Source organism: Parafrankia discariae (genome assembly GCF_000373365.1).
Classification (GTDB): Bacteria; Actinomycetota; Actinomycetes; order Frankiales; family Frankiaceae; genus Parafrankia; species Parafrankia discariae.
On the sequence record NZ_KB891241.1, the window covers coordinates 152,693 to 173,572 of the forward strand.

Below are 20,880 nucleotides of genomic sequence, written 5' to 3' on the forward strand. Positions count from 1 at the left end.
GACCGCCCGGCCCTGGACCAGTCCCCTGGCCCAGGGCCGGTTTTTTGCCCTGAAGGTCAGCCAGTCGATATATACCGCTCGGCGTAATATAGTCCGGGTATGACAGTGGAGGACATGCGGGAACCGACGTTCCTCGTGCTCGCCGCGCTGGCTGACGGCCCGCGCCACGGATACGCGGTGATCCGCGAGGTCGCGGACATCTCCGGCGGTCGGGTGACCATGCGGCCCGGCACGCTCTACGGCGCCCTGGACCGCCTCGCCGCCGAGGGCCTCGTGCGCGTCGAGCGTGAGGAGGTCGTCAACGGGCGGCTGCGGCGGTACTACACGCTGACCGACGACGGGGCTGGCGTTCTCGCGGAGCAGACCGAACGGCTGCGGGCCAACGTCGCCGAGGCCGACCGCAGACTGCGCCTGCGCGTCCGGCCCGCGGCCGGCCCGGCGACGGCGTTCGCGCGGCTGGCCAGGCCGGCGCCCCTGAGCGCGCCGGCGATCGGCTGAGGGGCCGGCCGACGATGAACCTGGAGATCCCCGACCCGCGGCCGTCCCGGGGCGGCACTGAACCGCCGGGGCCTGAGCGGGCCTACCGTCGGTTGCTGCTCTGCTATCCGCGTCGCTGGCGGGAGGCCCGCGGCGAGGAGCTCCTCGGTACGCTGCTCGACGGCGCCGAGGCGGCCGGGCGTACCCGGCCGAGCGGGGCGGAGGCGGTCGACCTCGTCGTGCACGGCCTGGCGACCAGGTGCGCTGTCGGCGCCGGCGTTCTGCCGGCCGGCGTCCGCGGCGCGACCGCGACGCTGGCGCCGGCCATCGGCGCGGGGCTCAGCGCGGTCTGCCTGGTGCTGGCCGAGCGGCAGCCGGCCGCGGACCAGCGCCTGGCGGCCTGGCCCACCGCCGCGCACCCGTGGGCGGACCGGGGGCTCGGGCCCTTCCTCACCACCGGCCCGCTGGTCTTCGTGCCCTGGCTGGTCGCGCTCGCCGCCGCCGTCGCCGGCCGGCGACGGATCATGCGGGTGGCCCTCGTGGTGACGTATCCCGCCACCGGGGCGGTGCTCGCGCTCGGCCGTCACACCGACCTGTTGCGCCCACCGCTGTCGCTGCTCCTGGTACTGGCGGTGCTGGCCGTCCCGGCGCTGGCGGGGGCCGCGGTCAGGCGGGTGCCCGGTCGCCGGGGCGCGGGCCCCCGGGACCTGGTGGCGGCGACGGGCGCCGTCCTCGGCTGGGCCGCGCTCCTCGGCGTCTTCGGCTACCAGTTCGGATTCTGGGGCACGCACGACGACGGCTTCCTCGGCACAGTGCGACTGTCCACGACGGGCTACTGGAGCAGCTCCTTCTACGGATCTCTCACCGAGACGGTGCCGCAGGGGCTGCTCGCGGGTGGCCTGCTGGGCGTGATCGTGGGTGTTCGGCAACCGGGCTGGGTGGCCGCGGTCTTCGCCTGCGGCGTCGTCCTCTGCGTGCTCCCGGTGCTGAGAGCTTGGATCGACCACTGGACCTTCTACGAGCGGATCACCCAGATCGCTCTGACACTGGCCGTTCTGCTGTCCGCGGGGCTGGTCGACGCGTGGCGGGCCCGGCGGATCCTGTCGACGAAGGGCCCCACGGGGCCGGCTGGCGTGCCGCCGACACTGGTCTGATGGTTTTCTCGTCAGCCGAGAGCTCGGCCGGGGCGGGTGGATGGCCCGACCGGGCGGGGAGGACGCCCGGGGTCACGGATGTGGCGCGCCCGGATAGTCTGGGTTGCAGCGACTCGCGTCACTTCCCGGGTACCTTCTCCGCGTGGCCACACGCACGTCCAACGCGCGCCCGCAGGCGCAATCCAAGCCGCGGCCGGCCACGGCGCGATCCGGCGGATCCGGTGCCACCGGCCGGGCTCCGGCCGGGGGCCGCGCCGGGTCGTCCACCCGCGGCGGTGCCGCCCGTGGGGCGAGCACCCGCCGCCGGGCGACCGCGCCGAAGGCTCCCGTCCAGCTGCTGATCGCCCAGGCAGTGATCAAAGCTGTCTACCACGGCTGGATGGCCGCCGCCGGCATGCTCGGCGGTCTGCTCCGCCGTTTCGGCCGCGGGACGCGGGACCTGCGCATCGACTCCGGGCACCGGCGGGACGGCCTCGGCCTGGCGGCGTTCGGCGCCGCGATCCTGCTCGGTGCCGCGTTGTGGGGCGGGGCCGGCGGGCCGATCGGCGCGTTCGTCGCCGCGGGGGTGGAGCTGTTCGTCGGCGTCGGCGCGCTGGCGGTCCCGTTGTTCTTCCTCGGTGCCTCCTGGCGGCTGGTGCGCTCGCCGTCCGACCCGGACAGCCGCGGCCGGGTCGTGATCGGCTGGGCCGCGGTCGCCGTCGGGATCCTCGGCGTGCTGCACATCGCCCGCGGGCTGCCGGACTTCGCCGACGGCACGGGCCGGCTGCGCGACGGCGGCGGCATGCTCGGGCTGCTCGGAAGCGCGCCGCTGGTCAGCGCGGTGACCCCCTACGTGGCCGTCCCGCTGCTGCTGCTCATCGCCTTCTTCGGGCTGCTGGTGGTGACGGCGACGCCGGTCCGCCAGGTGCCGGAGAAGCTGCGTGAGCTCGCCGAGCGGCTCACCGTCCCGATCCGGGCACCGGGCGACTCCTACGACGAGTTCGAGGACGAGTACGACGATCTCGACGCCGACGACGCGGCCGGGACCGGTGTCATCGACGAGCTGCTCGAGGACGAGGCGCCGCCGGCCCGGGGCCGGCGTGGGCGCGCCGGGCGCGCTGGGCGCTCCGGGTCCGGCGAGGGCGTCTTCGACGTCGACGCGGGTCCGGCGGGCGCGGGGCCGGGCGGTGCGCGGGACGAGCCGAGCGGCGCCGGGCGTTCCCGGCCGGGCCGGTCCCGCCGGGCCGCGGTGCCCGACGCAGAGGCCCTCGACCCCGCGGACCTGTTCGCCGACGTCGCCGGGCTGACCGACGACGAGGAGGCAGACGATGTCGCCCCGGTCGTAGCCGGGGGCGGCGCGGGCGGCGCGGGTGCTGGTTCGCGGCGGGCGCGGGGCCGGGCGGGTGCCGCCGCGGGCGACGTGGCAGCGGAGTCCGTCCCGTCCCCGACCCGGCCGCCCGGCCCGGATGACATCGAGTACCTCGTCCCGCCGACGGACGGTGCCTACCGGCTGCCGTCGCCGACGCTGCTGCGCTCCGGCACCCCGCCGAAGGTGCGCTCGGCGGCCACCGACGGTGTCATCGCCTCCCTGACGGACGTCCTCACGCAGTTCAAGGTCGATGCCAGGGTCACCGGGTTCACCCGGGGTCCGACGGTGACCCGCTACGAGGTGGAGCTGGGCTCGGCGGTGAAGGTCGAGCGCATCACCCAGCTCGCGAAGAACATCGCCTACGCGGTCAAGAGCCCGGACGTGCGGATCATCAGCCCGATCCCGGGCAAGAGCGCGGTGGGCATCGAGATCCCGAACACCGACCGCGAGCTGGTGTCGCTGGGCGACGTCCTGCGCAGCAGTGAGGCGACCGGGAACCCGCACCCGCTGGTCGTGGCCCTCGGGAAGGACATCGAGGGCGGCTACGTCCTGGCGAACCTGGCGAAGATGCCGCACATCCTCATCGCGGGCGCCACCGGGGCGGGTAAGTCGACCTGCATCAACACGCTCATCACGAGCGTGCTGGCGCGCGCCACCCCGGACCAGGTCCGGATGGTCCTCGTCGACCCGAAACGGGTCGAGCTGACGAATTACCAGGGCATTCCCCATCTGATCACACCGATCATCACCAATCCCAAGAAGGCGGCGGACGCGCTGCAGTGGGTGGTGAAGGAGATGGAGAACCGCTACGAGGACCTGGCGGCCTGCGGTGTCCGCCATGTCGACGACTTCAACCGGAAGGTGCGGGCGGGCGAGATCGTGGCGCCGCCCGGTTCGGAGCGGGTTTACACCCCGTATCCGTACATTCTCGCCATCGTCGACGAGTTGGCGGACCTCATGATGGTGGCCCCGCGTGACGTCGAGGACGCGATCTGCCGGATCACGGCGATGGCCCGCGCGGTGGGGATCCACCTGGTGCTGGCGACGCAGCGGCCCTCCGTGGACGTCGTCACCGGCCTGATCAAGGCGAACGTGCCGTCCCGGCTGGCCTTCGCCACGGCGTCGCTGGCCGACAGCCGCACGATCCTGGACCAGGCCGGTGCCGAGAAGCTCGTCGGCCTCGGGGACGCGCTGTTCCTGCCGATGGGAGCGAGCAAGCCGGCCCGGATCCAGGGCGCCTTCGTCTCCGAGGACGAGATCTCCGCGATCGTCGACCACACCAAGGAGCAGGCGCAGCCCGCCTTCGTGGTGGACGTCTTCGACGGCGGCGGCGAGCCGCGCAAGGACATCGACGAGGAGATCGGCGACGACATGGCGCTGTTCCTCCAGGCCGTCGAGCTGGTGGTCAGCACCCAGTTCGGGTCGACGTCCATGCTTCAGCGCAAGTTGCGGGTCGGGTTCGCGAAGGCCGGCCGGCTGATGGACCTGATGGAAAGCCGGGGGATAGTCGGCCCCAGCGAGGGCTCCAAGGCCCGCGATGTACTCGTGATGCCCGACGAGCTGGAAGGACTTCTCACGACGCTCCGCAGCGGCTAAGAAAGTCAGGACAGGTCCGTCGCCAGCTGTCGGAGGTCGGCCGGCGACCGTAATATCGGCTGGCGCACGCCAGCGGCGCCAAGGGCATAACGGGTGCGGAGGTTCGCTCATGCGGTCAGCGGACGACCCGGCGACCCCTGAGTCGGTGGACGCGGTGCCGCCGGCTCAGATCCCGGCTCCGCCGGCCGAGGTCTCGCCGGCTCAGGTCCCGGCTCCGCCGGCCCAGATCCCGGCGCCGCAGCAGCCGGCACCTCCGGAGCGGGTGGGCCCGGGCGGCGCGGCCGCGGAGTCCCTGGGCTCGTCCATCGCGGCGGCCCGGCGGGCCGCCGGCCTGACGATCGACGACGTGAGCGACCGGACCCGGATCCGCGCCTCGCTGATCGAGCGGATCGAGCAGGACGACTTCTCCGGCTGCGGCGGCTCCGTCTACGCGCGCGGGCACCTGCGCAGCATCGCGACCACGCTCGGGCTGGAGCCCGGCCCGCTGCTGGCGGTGTACGACGCCGGGCACGAGCACGTGCCGTCCCCGGTCGTGGTCGCCTCGCCGGAGTTCGACCCGCTGCACGGTGGCGGGGGGCGTGGCCGCGGGTTCGGCGGCTTCCGCTGGGTACCAGCGATGATCATTTCGCTGGTGGTGGTGTGCGCGCTGGCACTCGTCGCCCTGCTGCTGCCTTCGGGCGGGGGCGACTCCGACGACACGGCCACGCCCCGGCCGAGCGCGTCGCCGAGCGCCCCGGCCGGCCCGGCGTCGCCCGGTCCGTCCCCGGTGCCCACGACCCCGCCACCTCCCGGGGTGAACGTGCGGATGCAGGCCCTCGACGCGCAGAGCTGGCTGGAGGTCCGCGACGACAGCGACAAGGTGCTGTTCGCGCAGCTCCTGCAACGGGGCGACAGCCGTGAGGTGTCCTCCGAGGGTGCTCTGGAGATCAAGATGGGCAACGCGGGCGCCGTCGACCTCTCGTGTAACGGCACGAGACTGGACCGGGCCGGCGGGTCGGGCGAGGTCGTGACGATCCGGGTGGCGCTCGCCGCGACCGGCGGCGGCTGCACGGTCGACGGGCCGGGCACGGGCGGCCTCGCGGCCGGCGGGCCGGTGCTGACGGCCGCACCGACCGGCTGACGTCGGGCCTGGCGGGCTGACGTCGGGCCTGGCGGGCTGGCCCCGGGCCTGGGCCGGCCACGCCGGGGCGGGGGCCGTCGGCGCGGTGTCCGGGGCCGCCCCGGTAGCCTGGGTCCGTGTCCCCTCGTCCTGCACGCCGGGTAGCTCTCGTCACGCTCGGGTGTTCCCGTAACGAGGTGGATTCCGAGGAACTCGCCGCCCGCCTCGCCACGGACGGCTGGGACCTGGTCGACGACGCCGCCGACGCGGACGCCGTCCTGGTCAACACCTGCGGTTTCGTCGAGGCGGCGAAGAAGGACTCGATCGACGCCCTGCTCGCCGCGGACGCCCTGCGCGAGCCCGGCGACGGCGGGCCGCGCGCGGTCGTGGCCGTGGGCTGCATGGCCGAGCGGTACGGCCGGGAGCTCGCCGACACCCTGCCCGAGGCGGACGCCGTGCTCGGCTTCGACGCCTACCCGCGGATCTCCGCGCACCTCGAGGCGGTGCTCGCCGGCTCGGCGCCGGCCTCGCACACCCCGCGCGACCGGCGCACGCTGCTGCCGATCTCCCCGGTGGAGCGGGGGGACGCCTCCCGCGCGGCGCACTCGCCGCACATCCCCGGTCATATCCAGCCGGCGGGCGCGGTCACGGCGGGGAGCGGCCGGCAGCGGCTCACCTCCAGCCCGGTCGTGCCGCTGAAGCTGTCCAGCGGGTGCGACCGCCGCTGCGCCTTCTGCGCCATCCCGTCCTTCCGCGGCTCGCATGTCTCCCGCCGCCCGGAGGACGTGCTGGCCGAGGCCGAGTGGCTGGCCGGGCAGGGCGCCCGCGAGCTGGTCCTGGTCAGCGAGAACTCGACGTCCTACGGCAAGGATCTCGGCGATCTGCGGGCGCTGGAGAAGCTGCTGCCGAAGCTGGCCGCCGTCCCGGGGATCGTCCGGGTCCGCACCGTGTATCTCCAGCCGGCCGAGCTGCGGCCGTCCCTGCTGGAGGTGCTGCTGACGACGCCGGGCCTGGCGCCCTACCTCGACCTGTCGTTCCAGCACGCCAGCCCGGCGGTGCTGCGGCGGATGCGCCGGTTCGGCGGCTCGACCGACTTCCTGGACCTGCTGCGGCGGGCCCGCGCGCTGCTCCCGGACCTGGGCGCCCGCTCGAACGTGATCGTCGGCTTCCCCGGTGAGACCGACGAGGACGTCGACATCCTGCTGAACTTCCTCGAGCGTGCCGACCTCGACGCGGTCGGGGTGTTCGGCTATTCCGACGAGGAGGGGACGGAGGCCGCCGGCATGGCGGACCACGTCGACCCCGAGGAGATCGAGAACCGGCGGGCCGAGGTGACCGACCTCGTCGAGCAGCTCACCGCCGCCCGCGCCGAGCGCCGGATCGGCACGACCGTCGAGGTGCTCGTCGAGGAGGTGGCCGGTGCTCTCGGGTACGGCTGCGCCGGGCACCAGCAGGCCGACGCCGACGGCTCGTGCACGGTCCGCCTGCCCGCGGGTGGGCCACCGGGCGGCGTGGCCGTCGGGGACCTGATCGCGGCCCGGGTCGTGGCGGCCGAGGGCGTCGACCTGGTCGCGGAGTTCACCGGCATGCTCGACCGCGCCGGAGCCGGCCCGGCCGGCACCGTGGCGGCCGGGCCGGCCGTGGCGGGTTCCGTGCTGCCGCCGATCCCGGACGGGGTCGGCCCGATGGACGCGGTGGGCCACCCTTCGGGTGTGGCGTGACCGGCACCGGCACCGGCGACCGGGCGGCGCCGAAGCCGCCCGTTCTCAACATCGCCAACGTCCTGACGATCCTCCGGCTGGCGCTGGTACCGGTCTTCGTGGCCTTCCTGTTCGCCGGCCCGGACACCGACGGCTGGCGCTACGCGGCGTTCGGCGCGTACGCCGTCGCCGCGGTCACCGACCAGATCGACGGCTCGATCGCCCGCCGCCGCGGCCTCGTCACCGACTTCGGGATTCTGGTGGATCCCATCGCGGACAAGGCGCTCACCGGTGCCGCGCTGGTCTCGCTGTCGATCCTCGGTGAGCTGCCCTGGGCGGTCACCGTCGTGGTCGCCGTCCGCGAGATCGGCGTGACGCTGCTACGGCTGTGGGTCATCCGGTACGGGGTGATCGCGGCCAGTCGGGGCGGCAAGGCGAAGACACTGCTCCTCAACATCTCGCTCGGGCTCTACGTGCTGCCGCTGGCGGGCGTCGCGGCCAGCGGTCGAGCGGTGATCCTCGCCTGCGGGGTCGTGGTCGCCGTGGTGACCGGGGCGGACTACGTCTACCGGGCGCTGGCGCTGCGCCGCCAGGCCGGCCCGGAGCTGCCGCAGGCGCAGGCGGCGCAGGCGCAGGTGGCGTCGGAGTCGACGGCACCGGAGCCGACGGCACGGGAGCTGACGGCGCCGGATCAGGGGGCTGTGACCGGGCCCGGAAGAGGAGAGATCGATGCGCGCTGAACTGCTGGCGGTGGGGGACGAGCTCCTCTACGGGGACATCGTGAACGGCAACGCGGCCTGGCTGGGACGTCAGCTCGCCGACGTCGGGGTCGAGGTGGCGACGTCCACCGTGGTCGGTGACCTGATCTCGGACATCGCGACCGCGATCGGTGTCGCGCTGGGGCGCGCCGACGCCGTGATCATGACGGGCGGGCTCGGCCCGACCCAGGACGACCTGACCCGCGAGGGGATCGCCCTGGCCGCCGGCGTCGGCCTGCGCCGGGACGAGGCCGAGGAGGCCACCCTGCGCCGCCGCTTCGAGGAGCTGGGCCGGTCGCGTTCGGGAGCGGGGGGCCGCGGGGTCCCCGAGATGAACTTCCGGCAGGCTGACCTGCCCGTCGGCGCGCGGCCGCTGCCCAACGGCCCGGGCACCGCGCCCGGCGTCCAGCTGGAGATCGGCTCCGGTGTCGTCTACGCCATGCCCGGCGTCCCGTTCGAGATGCACGAGATGTTCACCCGCAGCGTGCTGCCGGACATCCTGCGCCGGGCCGGGCAGCCCGCGGTGGTTGTGCACCGGGTGCTGCGCACGGCGGGCATGTGGGAGTCGATGGTCGCCGAGGCGCTCGCGGACGAGGTCGCCCGGCTCGAACCGATCGGGAACCCGCGCATCGCGTTCCTCGCCAGCGGCGGCCAGACCCGGGTGCGGATCACCGCCCGCGCCGCGGACCGGGCGGCCGCGGAGACGCTGATCGCCCCGGTGGAGCGGGCGGCGCGCGCGGCGCTCGGCGCCGGTGTCTACGGCGGCGACGACGAGTCGCTGGAGGGCGTCGTCCTGGAGCTGCTGCGGGTGGAGGGGGCGACGCTCGCCGTCGCGGAGTCGCTGACCGGCGGGCTGCTGGCGGGCCGGCTGACCGACGTCCCGGGGGCCAGCGCCGTGTTCCGCGGCGGGGTCGTCTCGTACGCCACCGAGGTCAAGGGCACCGTGCTCAACGTCGGCCGGGATGTCCTGGCGACCGAGGGCGCGGTCTCGCCGGCGGCGGCCGAGGCGATGGCGGCCGGCGTTCGGGACCTGCTCGGGGCCACCTACGGGCTCGCCACCACCGGCGTCGCCGGCCCGCGGGAGCAGGAGGGCAAGCCGGTGGGCACCCTGCATCTGGGGCTGGCCGGCCCGGACGGCACGACGTCCCGTTCGCTGCGGCTGCCCGGCGACCGGCAGCGGATCCGTGAGTTCGCCGTCGTGCAGGCTCTGGACGTGCTGCGCCGTACCCTGGAAGGCCGTCCGGCCGTCGGCGGGTCGGCGCTGCCGGAACAGGCCCGGGCGCACTGATCATCCGCTCTCGGCCGCCCGTTGGTGGAATGGACGGCGGCCGATCGGCCGGGTGGCGGCGCCGATCCCCGTTTGGGGGTGCTTACAGCGTTACAGTCCTATCAACGATGCCCCGGAGGGGCGCCCGGCGGGTATACGGTGAACGCAGCCCGTGGACGAAGGAGGAGGCTCGATGGTCCTGCTCCGACGCGTGATCGGCGAGGCGTTGCGCCGCCGCCGACAGGATCAGCACCGGACACTGCGGGAGGTGTCGTCGGCGGCGAGAGTGTCGCTCGGCTACCTCTCGGAGGTCGAGCGCGGCCAGAAGGAGGCGAGCTCGGAACTGCTCGCGTCCATCTGCGACGCGTTGGGGGTACGGCTGGCGGACCTTCTTCGCGAGGTCAGTGACGACCTGGAACTCGCCGAGCTGGCGGCGAGCGCGCCGACACCGGTCGGTGGCCCGTCCGCCGTGGTCGTGCCGGCCCGCCCGGCGGTGGTCGACCGCGCCGCCTGAGCCACGCGGGCCTGTCCGGTCAGCGTACGGATCTTCTCTGCGGGCACGCCTTTTCGTGGGACGTGCCCGAGCTCCAGAGAGAGGATCAACATGAGCGCGATCCGCAGTCCGCTGTCAGACGAGGCGCGCACGGTCACCGGCGAGGCGCTCCAGGGCGCCGTCGTGGACCTGGTCGATCTGTCGCTGCTGGCCAAGCAGCTCCACTGGAACGTGATCGGCCATAACTTCCGCACGGTGCACCTTCAGCTCGACGCCGTGGTCGAGCTCGCCCGGCGCCACACCGACCTGGCCGCCGAACGCGCCGTGTCGATCGGGGTGAACCCTGACGGCCAGGCCGGGACCATCGCCCGCGGCAGTCACCTGCACGGTGTCGAGCCCGGCTACATCAACGACGAGAAGGCGATCCGGCTGATCACGGACGTCCTGGCCGCGATGATCACCAGGATGCGCACCCGGATGGACGTGACCGAGCAGCCGGACCCGGTGACCCAGGACCTGTTCATCGGCGTGCTCCGCGACCTCGAGGAACAGCACTGGATGTTCCAGGCGATGGTCTAGTCGCCCCGGTTCGCCCGGTCCCGGTCCGCTCCGGCGAACGGGGCATCCGGCTGGAGCCGGGGCGGATCGGGCGCCGCGTCGGGAATCGGACAGGGCTCGGCGCGGCCCGGTCGCGGAACGAGGCTGTCGGCGGCTCACCAGATCGGCCTCGCCGTGGGACGATCGAGGTATGGCGAATGTCGTCCGTAAGTACCTCCGCTACCTGTCGAAGCGGGCTGAGATCGAGCTGGAGAACCGCGCGGATCCGCGGGTCCAGATCGACCAGGCGATCGAGGCGGCCCGCCAGCAGCACGAGAAACTCGTCTCCCAGGCCGCCCTCGTCGTGGGCAACCAGCGCGAGATCGAGATGAAGATGGGCCGCCAGGTCGAGGACGTCACCAACCTCACCGAGTCGGCGCGCTCCGCTCTGATGCTCGCGGACAACGCCCGGGACGCCGGTGATCTGGCCACGGCGGTCCAGTACGAGCAGACCGCGCAGGCGTTCGCCAGCAAGCTGATCGCCGCCGAGGCGGCGCTGGAGGATCTCAAGGTCCTGCACGAGCAGGCCGCGGCGTCGGCCGCGCAGGCGCGCGTGGCGGTCGAGGACAACACCGCCCGCATGCACCGCCAGCTCGCCGAGCGGACCCGCCTGCTCACCCAGATCGAGCACGCCGCCATGCACGAGCAGATGAGCAAGGCGATGGAGGGGATGTCGTCGCTTCCCCCGCCCGGTGACACGCCGACGCTGGCCGAGGTGCGGGACAAGGTCGAGAAGCGCTACGCGGTGGCGCTCGGCCGCCAGGAGCTCGCCTCGCAGGGCATGGAGGCCCGGATGCTCGAGGTGCGCCGCGCGACCATGGACGCCCAGGCCGCCGGGCGCCTCGCCGAGCTGCGCGGAAGCATGGCCGGCGGCCACGGGGCGGTCCCGGTCGCGCCCGGGTCGGCGGGCCGGCCGGCGATGCCGCCCGTACCACCCCCGCCGGGCCTCTCCGCCGGCCGGGCGCCGGGGGGCACCGGCGACGAGCGTCTGTCGTTGGGTAAGGCGGCGGGTGACTCCGCGCCGTCGCAGGGCGGCGCCACGCCGCCCGCGCCCGGTTCCCAGGACGCTCCGCCAGCCTGAACCGGTCGCGATGATCGTTTGATCCGATGGTCGTTTGGGCCGTGGTGACTGCGGGAGGCTGTCGATGACCGACTCCGGAGCCGACCCCACCGCCGGCCTCGCGGACTCCGCCACGCCAACGGGCCGGCAGGTCGGCCCGGAATCGTCGGCATTTCCCGGGGTGCCGGTCACGAGCGGTGATTCCGGTCGTGGCGCGCGCGGGAAACAGGCGCATTGGCGGCCAGAAGGAAGAAGTTCTTTTCACTTCGCCGATTCGGTCGACAGGACCGCGTTCGAGGGTTATCGAATTCGCGCCGCGGAACTCGCCGCGGCGGTCACGCCGGCGTTGCCCGACTGGATCAGGGCCGACGTCGAACGCCGGTCGCTGGAAAGGTCGGAGCGCCGTTTCGGGCGTTCCGTCCGGCGCGCGCGGCGGCGCGCCGCCATTTCCACCCAGGCCTGGACGGCCGCCGCCGCCGCGTCACCCGCGGCGGCCTTCATCGACCACTCCTGGGGATGGTTCGTGTTCGGGGGAGCGGCGCTCGTCCGGGCCGGTCTGTCCTATCGGGAGCTGCGGGCATTCCAGGACACCGCTGACGCGCCCGCGCTGCCGGTGGTCCCCGCGCCGACGGCGATGGCGCTGCGCCGCTCGGCGGCCGCGCGCCCGCTGCGCCGGGGGGAGGCGGGGCTGGCCGCGCTCGTCGCGCTGGCCCGCTCGGTGGCGGACCACCCACCCGCGGCCCCGGTGCGTACGGCGGTGGCGGGCGCCGTGCGGCTGGTGGACGGCCTGCGGGTCAGCGCCGGGCAGGTCCTGGCCTGCGAGGCCGCGGCGCGGGCGGTGGCGGATCCGGCCCGGCGCGCGGGCATCCTGGCCACCTCGGCCCAGCTGCTCGACGGCATGAACCGCGCGGCCGACGCGCTGGACGGCCTGCTGGCCGCCGCGACCGAGATCGTCGGGACCGTCGCGGCGCCCGCGGCCGAGCTGCGCCGGCTCACCGAGGACGTCGATCGGCTGCGCGCCTACGCCGATGGGCTATCCGAACTGATGGGATCCACCGGGCGAGGCCGCCCGACCTGAACCGGCAGGATCTTCTTAGGTGTCACCTCCGCTTAACGTCCGGCCGGAGCCGGCGGGCCGTTCGGCCGGGCGTCGGCCAGCCGTTGTGCCTGCCCCACAGCGACTTTCCGCCGACCGGGTCAGATAAAGGTCATCCGCTTAAGTGCACAGTGACTATGCAGATTTAGCTTTCCCTTCGGCGCGGTGTACACCCGGGTTAGCACCATGGAGTGGGAGATGGGTTTGAATATGTGACGGGGGTTATGGCGCGCACGCTGCGATTGCCTTAATGTCCCACATGTCCGATCGGCGATTGTGGCGTCGGGTGACGAGGGGAGCGTCGTCCACGTTTTCATCGCCGCCGTGCGATGGCCAGACCGGCGGTCCCGGACGTCCGGATGGCATGACGCAGCCAGGCAGGTGGAAGTGCCATGACGCTAATTATTGGGGAAGAGAACGAGTCCCCGACCTCACAGCCGGCCCGGCAGGCAGCTCAGGCGGCACCGCTCGCTGCCGTCGACCAGCCGTTCAGCGGTGACCGGTGGTCGCTCGTCCTGCCGCACCGCGAACGACTGGTACACATTGCGCGCAGGCGGCTGCCCAGCACCGCCGACGCGGAGGACTGCGCGCAGGAGGCACTCGTGCGCGCGGCGGGGTTCCGCAACCTCGACAGCCACCGAGTCGGTCAGTTCCTGACCACGACCGTGCTCCGGCTGTGCGTTGATCATCACCGTGCGCGGATGCGCGCGGACCGTGCGATGGCCCGCAGCGTCGCGGCGCCCAGTGACCCCGGCCCCGAGGACTCGACCTGCGACCGCGCGGAGGCGCTCTGGTTGCTCGACCAGACCCGTCGCCTGCGTGGCCGCGAGCGGCAGATCATGATGGCCCGTGCCGCTGGCCGGACCACCCGACAGGCCGCCGACGACCTGTCCATCAGCGTGAAGGCGGCCGAGGGCGCGTTCACCCGGGGCCGTGCCCGCCTGCTGGCGGCCAGCCGGGTGTGACGCCCCGGCGGCCGGGGCGAACATCCCACCCGCCGGCCGCGGCCCCCGGAGCGGGGCCGGGCTGGCAGGTCGGGCACCACGCGGTGACCCGACCGTCCTGATCCTCGATGTCGACGGACCCACCGACGTCGCGGGCGAGCCGGCCACCGTCACGCCGGCCGTCCTCGCGCCGGTCGTGGTCACGCCGGGCCTGGCCGTGGGACCCCTGAGAACGGGGCCCGGCGGCACGCGCCGGCGATCCGCGCCCGGGCGAACTCTGGGTGGCCGTCCGCTGCTCCTGACGGCGGACGAGCGTGCCGCAGCGCCGACAGGGCCTGCCTGCGCGTCCGTACACCCAATGCTGTTCGCCCGGGCGGGCGGATCCGGTCGTCACCTGGTGCCCGCCCCGTGCCCCGGCCCTGATCATCGCCTGGGCGCGGCGGACCAGCCCTTCAAGATCTCCTACTTCGCCGACCGGGGTCCACGGGCTCACTCCGGCGAGGAAACACGCCTCCGTCCGCCAGATGTTGCCCAGCCCGGCCAGCAGCCGCTGGTCGAGCAGCGCTGACCCGATCTCCCGGGTCGGCTCGGCGCGCAGGTTCGCCACGGCGCGGTCGAGGTCCCAGTCCACGCCGAGGACGTCCGGGCCCAGGTGTCCGACGACCCGGTCCTCCTGCTCGGTCGGCAGGATCTCGACGACCGGCAGCCGGTAGCCGACGGCCACCTGTTCCGCGGTGACCAGTACCACCCGGACCTGCCAGGCCGGTCCCCCGGACCAGCGCGAGCCGGGCCGGTAGAGATGCCATGAGCCTTCCATCCTGAAGTGGGTGTGCAGGGTGAGGCCACCCTCGACCCGGGTCAGCAGGTGCTTGCCGCGTGGTCGGACGGTGCTGACCCGCCGTCCGCTCAGGTCGGCGGTAGCCAGTGACGGCACCCGGAAGTCCGAGCGCAACAGCATTCGGCCGGCGAGCGCGGTGTCCATCCGCCGCGCCGCCAGCCAGACCGTGTCACCTTCGGGCACACCCCATGGTGCCCACGGCCGGGACCCGCCGACCTGTCAGGACACGGATCGTCACGACCTGACCGCCCGGACGCGCCCCTCAGGACGCCGCGGGGAACGTCCTGGACGGCGCCCGGCGGATGACGGCGGCGCCCAGCACGGCGACGGCCGCGGTCAGCGCGAAGACCACACCCAGCCCAGTCGCGGGGGTCCCGGTGGAGGCCTCGCTGGCGGCGACGGCCACCCCGCCGAGACCTGTCCCGAACGCCGTTCCGAGGTTGTCCGAGAGGGTCACCGAACTGGAGGCCGTGCCGTGCCGCTCCGGCGGTGTCTCGGCGAGGACGAGGCTCACGATCGGCGAGTACGCCAGGCCCATCCCGAGCCCGGCCATCCCCCAGCAGACGACCGGCACCGCCAGCGGGACGACGTCCACCAGGACCAGGCCGAAGCCCGCCGTGCCGCCCGCGACCAGGAGCAGGCCGGAGCGGATCAGCGCCCGCCCCGGGTAGCGCCCGGCCAGCCGCGCCTGCGTCCAGGAGCCGGTGGTCCAGGTCACGGTCGCGACGGTGACCGCCGTGCCGGCGACCGTCGTGGACTGGTCGCGCACCGCCGTGATGGCCAGCGGGACGAAGGTGTCGGCGCCGAAGAAGGCGAAGGTCAGCAACCCGCGGGCGGCCACCGCCGCCGCGATGCCGGGCCGCGCGCGCAGCGTCCCCTCCGGAAGCAGGACACGTAGCGGCCGGTAGGCGAGCAGCCCGCCGGCGAGGACCGGCGCGATCCCCAGCGGCGACCGGCTCGTCAGCCCGGCCAGGATGAGGCCGGCACCGACGCTCACCCGGATCGCGGCGACGAAACGCCGCCCCGCCCCACCGGCGGGTGCGGTCGGCGGCGGCCCCAGCCCGCCCAGCGCGCGGACCGTGAGCGCCCCGGCCACCACCACCAGCGGGAGCAGCCCGCCGAAGACCCAGCGCCAGCCGGCGTGCTCGGCGACGAGCGCCGAGGTCACCGGCCCGACCAGCCCGGGCACCACCCAGGCGGTGGACGTCACCGCGAACATCCTGGGCCGCTGCGACTCCGGGTAGGCGCGCCCGATCGTCGCGTACAGCACGGCGGGCACCGCGCCGCCGCCGAGACCCTGCAGAATGCGGCCGGCCACCAGGATCTCCATGGTCGGCGCGAGGGCGGCCACGGCGAGGCCGGCGCCGAACAGCGAGAGCCCGACGGTGAACGGGCGCACCGCGCCGACCCGGTCCGTCTCCGCCCCGGCGATCACCACCCCGACGAGCAGGCCGAGGAAGAACCCGCTGGTCGTCCAGCCGTACAGGGACAGGCCGCGCAGGTCGGCGGCGACCTCCGGCAGCACGGTGACGACCGCCATCGCCTCGAAGGCGATCAGCGTGACGGTGCTGACGAGGCCGATCGTCAGGCCGCGCAGGCTCGGGTCCCACGGGGTGGGCACGCGGCCGGGCTCCTCCCGCGCCGTGGTCACCCCCGCAGCCGCAGGCCGCGGGGGGTCGGGTGGAATCCCGCCCGTTCCAGGGCCACGCCGAGCCCGCTGCCGACCACCGCGGCCCCGTCGGCCTTCTCCACGGCGAGGCGGCCGAGGGACCCGGCGCGGACCGCGCCGGCCAGCGCGTCCACCGCCGGGCCGAGCAGGGCCGGCGCGTCCGACCACGACAGCAAAGTCCGGCCGCCCCGCTCGACGTAGAGGACGAGCTCACCGTCGACCAGCACGACCAGCGCGCCGGCCTTGCGCCCCGGCCGGTGGCCCGAGCCCTCGCCGTCGGCCGCCGGGCGTTTGGGCCAGGGCAGGGCGGCGCCGTGGGGATTCGCCGGGTCGCTGGCCGCGAGCACGACCGCCGCCGTGGCGCCGGTGTCCCCGCGGCGGGCACCGTGACCTGGCGGACCGGCGACTCCGGCGACCGGGAACTGTTCCGCGGCCCCGCCCAGCCGCGCCGCCGCGGCATGGCCCGACCCCAGGCCGGAGGCGCCCTGCCTGGAGGCGCTCAGCCCGGAAGCGCTCAGATCGGAGGCGGTCAGGTCGGGGACCGCCCAGGCGGGCTGGTCGGCGGCGTCGCGTTGCGCCCCGGCGATCGCGCGGAGCCGGTCGACCGCGCCGGGGACGGCGAACTGCGCCGCCCCCAGCGACTCGACGAAGTAGCCGCGGCGGCACCGCCCGGCGTCCTCGAACGCCGACAGCACCCGGTACACCGCCGCGAACCCACCCGGCGTGCGTTCGGCGGTGACCGCGCCGCGGGTGACGATGCCGTGCCGGTCCAGCAGGGACTCGGCCAGCGCGTGCGCCCGCCGGGTCGGATCGGGCTCCCGCTCCGGCAGCAGCGACCACCGGCCGCCGACGGTGGGTGGGCCGGCCCGGCGCGGCATCGCCGGCCGGCCGTACCGGGCCGGCCGGCCGCGCGCCGAGCGCCGCCGCGGCGGCGCGGGATGCGCGGGATGCGCCGGACGCCCGGAGCCGAGCTGGACGCGCAGGGCGGCGAGGGTGTCGTTGGTGACCAGGCCGGCCCACACCAGATCCCACAGCGCGCCCGCCAGGGCGGTGTCGTCGAGCGCGCCGGCCCGGTCGGAGAGGGTCCGGAAGAACAGCGCCTGGTCGCCGGCGAGAGCGTCGAGGATCGCGCGGTGCGGGTCGCCGCCGGCGGCGTCCAGGTCGGGCGGGGGCAGCAGCTCCCCGGCCGAGTCGGCCAGCACGAGGGTGACCCAGCCGTCGTTGCCGGGCAGGCCACCGGCCCCGGCCCACAGCACCTCGCCGGTCGCGCACAGCTCGTCCAGCATCGCCGGTGAGTAGTCGCTGACCCGGGCCGGCAGGACCAGCTGCTCCAGCGCGCTCGCCGGCACCGGTGCGCCCTGGAGCTGCTCCACGGCGCGCAGCACGCCGTCCACACCGCGCCCGCGGCCGGTCGTCACCGACTGCCAGGCGGGCAGGAACGCGCCCATCGCCCGGGTGGGGACGGCCTCCACCTCCTTGCGCAGCGCCGCCAGGCTGCGGCGGCGCAGCGCGCGCAGCACCCCCGCGTCGCACCACTGCTCGCCCGCGCGATCCGGGTGGAGCTCGCCGCGTACCAGCCGCCCGGTCGCGGTGAGCCGTTCGAGGGCCCCGACGACCACCGCCACCCCCAGCCCGAACCGGGTGGCGACGGCCGCGGCCTCGAACGGGCCGTGGGCGCGTGCGTAGCGGGAGACCAGGTCGCCGAGCGGATCGCGGACCGGTTCGGTGAACGCCGCCGGCACCCCGACTGGCAGCGGGACGCCGAGCGCGTCGCGCAGGCGGCCGGCGTCCTCGACCGGCGCCCAGCGTGCCTCGCCGCCGATGCGCACGTGGATCACCCGCCCGGCGTCCACGAGCGCCGCCAGCCAGGACGGTGCCACCCCCCGCGCCTCGGCTTCGGTGTCGGTCAGGTCGCCGAGGGCACGCAGCAGGTCGGCGGTGGACTCGACGTCGTGGGCGTGCCGGTCGGGTACCAGCCGCTGGAGCTCGGCGGTGATCCGCTCCAGCGCCGCCGGATCGATGAGCTCGCGCAGCTCGGTCTCACCGAGCAGCTCGGCGAGGAGCGAACTGTCCAGGGAGAGGACCTGGGCGCGCCGTTCGGCCAGCGGCGCGTCGCCGTCGTACATGAACGCGGCCACATAGCCGAACAGCAGCGAGGAGGCGAACGGCGACGGGGACGGGGTCTCGACCTCGACCACCCGCAGCGACCGGGCGCCGATGTCACGCATCAGGCCCACCAGCGCCGGGACGTCGTAGACGTCCTGCAGGCACTCGCGCATCGTCTCGAGCACGACCGGGAAGTCGCCGAAGGTCGAGGCGACCGACAGCAGGTGCGCGCTGCGCTGGCGTTGCTGCCACAGTGGCGTGCGCCGACCGGGAGTGCGTCGCGGCAGCAGCAGGGAGCGGCTCGCGCACTCGCGGAACCGGCTCGCGAACAGGGCGCTGCCGCCCACCTCGGCCCGGACGAGCGCCTCGACCTCCTCGGGCTCGAAGACGACCAGCTCGGCCTCGGGGGGCTCGGCGGTGTCGGGCACACGGGCGACGATGCCGTCGTCGGTGTGCATGATCTGGACCTCGGCGCCGTGGCGTTCCCGCAGCCGGGCGCCGATCGCCAGCGCCCAGGGCGCGTTCACCGGCGCGCCGAACGGCGAGTGGACGGCCAGCCGCCAGTCGCCCAGCTCGTCGCGGAACCGCTCCACGACGACGCGGCGGTCGTCGGAGAGATGGCCGGTGGCGGCACGCTGTTCGTCCAGGTAGGCCAGCAGGTTCGTGGTCGCCCAGTCGTCCAGCCCGGCGGAGCGCACCCGGTCGGCGGCGTCCCGCGGGCTCGCCGCCGACAGCTCTCGCAGGAACGAGCCGAGCGCGCGGCCGAGCTCGGCGGGCCGGCCCGGCGCGTCACCGTGCCAGAACGGCAACCGGCCGGGCCGGCCGGGCGCCGGGGTCACCAGCACCCGGTCCGGGGTGATCTCCTCGATCCGCCAGCTCGACGAGCCGAGCAGTACGACGTCGCCGACCCGGGACTCGTAGACCATCTCCTCGTCGAGCTCGCCGACCCGGCTGGCCTTCTCGCCGACCAGGAAGACCCCGAACATGCCGCGGTCGGGGATCGTGCCGCCGCTGGTCACGGCGAGCCGCTGGGCACCCGGCCGGCCGGCGAGGACCCCGGTCGCCCGGTCCCAGGTGACGCGGGGCCGCAGCTCGGCGAAGTCGTCGGACGGATAGCGCCCGGCCAGCATGTCCAGCACGGCCTCGTAGACGGAGACGGGCAGGGTGGCGAACGGCGCCGCGCGGCGGACCAGCGCGCCCAGCTCGTCGACCTCGCGGTCCTCGACCGCGACCATCGCGACGATCTGCTGGGCCAGCACGTCGAGCGGGTTGCGCGGGTAGCGCACGGCCTCGATGCGCCCGTCGCTCATCCGCTCCGCCACGACCGCGCACTCCAGCAGGTCGGAACGGTGCTTGGGCAGCACCACCCCCCGGCTGGCCGCGCCGACCTGGTGGCCGGCCCGGCCGATCCGCTGCATGCCGGCCGCCACGCTGGGCGGCGACTCGATCTGCACGACCAGGTCGACCGCGCCCATGTCGATACCCAGCTCGAGGCTGGACGTGGCGACCACGGCGGGCAGCCGCCCGGCCTTGAGATCCTCCTCGATCAGCATGCGCTGCTCACGGCTGACGCTGCCGTGGTGGGCCCGCGCCACCTCCACCCCGGCCGGCGGCACGGCCACCCCGGCCGCTCCCATGATCTCCGCGGGCGCCGCCCAGCCACCGGTCTCCCGCCCGTGGGCGTCGCCGGTGGTGTCCGCCGCGGTGAGACGGTCGGCGTACAGCTCGTTCAGCCGCGCGCACAGCCGCTCCGCCAGCCGCCGGGAGTTCGCGAAGACGATCGTCGAGGAGTGACCGAGGATCAGGTCGAGCACCTTCTCCTCGACCGCCGGCCAGATCGACGCCCGCGGTGCCGCCCCGGCGGCGGAGCCCTCCGGGACCGCGCCCGCCACCTCGCCGAGGTTCGCCATGTCCTCGACCGGGACGACCACGTCTATCTGGAGGGTCTTCGCCGCCGGCGGGCGCACCACGGTGACCGGACGTGGCCCGCCGAGGAACCGGGCGACCTCGTCGACCGGGCGCACCGTCGCGGACAGGCCGACCCGCTGGGCGGGGACGTCCAACAGGTCGTCGAGGCGCTCGAGGCTGAGCGCCAGGTGGGCGCCGCGCTTGGTGCCCGCCACCGCGTGCACCTCGTCCAAGATCACCGTCTCCACGCCGCGCAGCGCCTCCCGCGCGGCGCTGGTGAGGATCAGGAACAGCGACTCCGGCGTGGTGATCAGAATGTCCGGCGGGGTGCGGCCGAACGCCCGGCGCTCGGCCGCCGGGGTGTCGCCGGAGCGGACACCCACCGACACGTCCGGCACGGGCAGGCCGAGCCGGGTGGCGGCGGCCCGGATGCCGGTGAGCGGCGCGCGCAGGTTGCGCTCCACGTCGACCGCCAGCGCCTTGAGCGGGCTGACGTAGAGCACCCGGCAGCGGCGGGTCGGATCGGCCGGCGGCGCCGAGCGCGCCAGCGAGTCCAGCGACCAGAGGAACGCGGCGAGGGTCTTGCCCGACCCCGTCGGGGCGACGACCAGGGCGCTCTCCCCGCCGGCGACGGCCGCCCACGCGCCGGCCTGGGCCGGCGTCGGAGCCGCGAAGGAGGACGCGAACCATTCCCGGGTCGGGGCCGAGAAGGCGGCGAGCGGGTCCGATGCGGTCACGTGCACCAGTCTGCGTCCTGCCACCGACACAAC

15 protein-coding genes are annotated in these 20,880 nt (G+C 74.7%); 12 read left to right on the forward strand and 3 right to left on the reverse strand.

Annotated features, from left to right (window positions below; all coding sequences use genetic code 11):
* Positions 1-99: 99 nt before the first annotated feature.
* The 12 genes from B056_RS0125090 (at position 100) to B056_RS0125145 (ending at position 13,610) form a co-directional block, all read left to right on the forward strand.
* A complete protein-coding gene (locus tag B056_RS0125090; RefSeq protein ID WP_018504609.1) occupies positions 100-498 on the forward strand; it encodes a PadR family transcriptional regulator in 399 nt (132 codons plus the stop codon).
* A gap of 14 nt (positions 499-512) precedes the next feature.
* On the forward strand, positions 513-1,631 hold the full coding sequence (locus B056_RS43725; protein WP_018504610.1) for a hypothetical protein: 1,119 nt from the start codon (positions 513-515) through the stop codon (positions 1,629-1,631).
* Positions 1,632-1,773: 142 nt separating this feature from the next.
* The gene (locus tag B056_RS0125100; RefSeq protein WP_018504611.1) at positions 1,774-4,575 is read left to right on the forward strand and encodes an FtsK/SpoIIIE family DNA translocase; all 2,802 of its coding nucleotides are present in this window, start codon (positions 1,774-1,776) and stop codon (positions 4,573-4,575) included.
* Positions 4,576-4,684: 109 nt separating this feature from the next.
* Positions 4,685-5,695, forward strand: a complete 1,011-nt coding sequence (locus B056_RS0125105) for a helix-turn-helix domain-containing protein (RefSeq protein ID WP_018504612.1) — start codon at positions 4,685-4,687, stop codon at positions 5,693-5,695.
* A gap of 116 nt (positions 5,696-5,811) precedes the next feature.
* Complete coding sequence (locus B056_RS0125110; protein ID WP_026240121.1) at positions 5,812-7,395, forward strand: MiaB/RimO family radical SAM methylthiotransferase; 1,584 nt, start codon at positions 5,812-5,814, stop codon at positions 7,393-7,395.
* Entirely contained in the window at positions 7,392-8,114 is a 723-nt protein-coding gene (locus tag B056_RS0125115; protein WP_018504614.1) for a CDP-alcohol phosphatidyltransferase family protein, read from the forward strand. Before B056_RS0125110 ends, B056_RS0125115 begins: the two co-directional genes overlap by 4 nt.
* Complete coding sequence (locus B056_RS0125120) at positions 8,104-9,420, forward strand: competence/damage-inducible protein A (RefSeq protein ID WP_018504615.1); 1,317 nt, start codon at positions 8,104-8,106, stop codon at positions 9,418-9,420. The genes B056_RS0125115 and B056_RS0125120 overlap by 11 nt, the downstream gene beginning before the upstream one ends.
* 172 nt (positions 9,421-9,592) lie before the next feature.
* Positions 9,593-9,913: a helix-turn-helix domain-containing protein gene (locus B056_RS0125125; RefSeq protein ID WP_018504616.1), complete on the forward strand. Its 321-nt coding sequence runs from the start codon at positions 9,593-9,595 to the stop codon at positions 9,911-9,913.
* 90 nt (positions 9,914-10,003) lie between these two features.
* On the forward strand, positions 10,004-10,471 hold the full coding sequence (locus tag B056_RS0125130; RefSeq protein ID WP_018504617.1) for a Dps family protein: 468 nt from the start codon (positions 10,004-10,006) through the stop codon (positions 10,469-10,471).
* A 169-nt stretch (positions 10,472-10,640) separates the two neighbouring features.
* Positions 10,641-11,570, forward strand: coding sequence for a PspA/IM30 family protein (locus B056_RS37890; protein ID WP_018504618.1), 930 nt, complete (start codon positions 10,641-10,643; stop codon positions 11,568-11,570).
* Positions 11,571-11,634: 64 nt separating this feature from the next.
* Positions 11,635-12,627 (forward strand): phage shock envelope stress response protein PspM, encoded by a 993-nt coding sequence (gene pspM / locus B056_RS37895; protein ID WP_026240122.1) that lies wholly within the window; start codon positions 11,635-11,637, stop codon positions 12,625-12,627.
* Between the two features lie 410 nt (positions 12,628-13,037).
* A complete protein-coding gene (locus B056_RS0125145; RefSeq protein WP_026240123.1) occupies positions 13,038-13,610 on the forward strand; it encodes an RNA polymerase sigma factor in 573 nt (190 codons plus the stop codon).
* Here the strand turns inward: B056_RS0125145 and B056_RS0125150 are convergent.
* From B056_RS0125150 to B056_RS0125160, 3 genes are all read right to left on the reverse strand, one after another.
* Entirely contained in the window at positions 13,567-14,610 is a 1,044-nt protein-coding gene (locus B056_RS0125150; protein WP_018504622.1) for a DNA-formamidopyrimidine glycosylase family protein, read from the reverse strand. The genes B056_RS0125145 and B056_RS0125150 overlap by 44 nt on opposite strands.
* A 79-nt stretch (positions 14,611-14,689) precedes the next feature.
* On the reverse strand, positions 14,690-16,078 hold the full coding sequence (locus tag B056_RS0125155; protein WP_018504623.1) for an MFS transporter: 1,389 nt from the start codon (positions 16,076-16,078) through the stop codon (positions 14,690-14,692).
* Complete coding sequence (locus tag B056_RS0125160) at positions 16,075-20,877, reverse strand: ATP-dependent helicase (protein WP_154677230.1); 4,803 nt, start codon at positions 20,875-20,877, stop codon at positions 16,075-16,077. The genes B056_RS0125155 and B056_RS0125160 overlap by 4 nt, the downstream gene beginning before the upstream one ends.
* Positions 20,878-20,880: the final 3 nt, after the last annotated feature.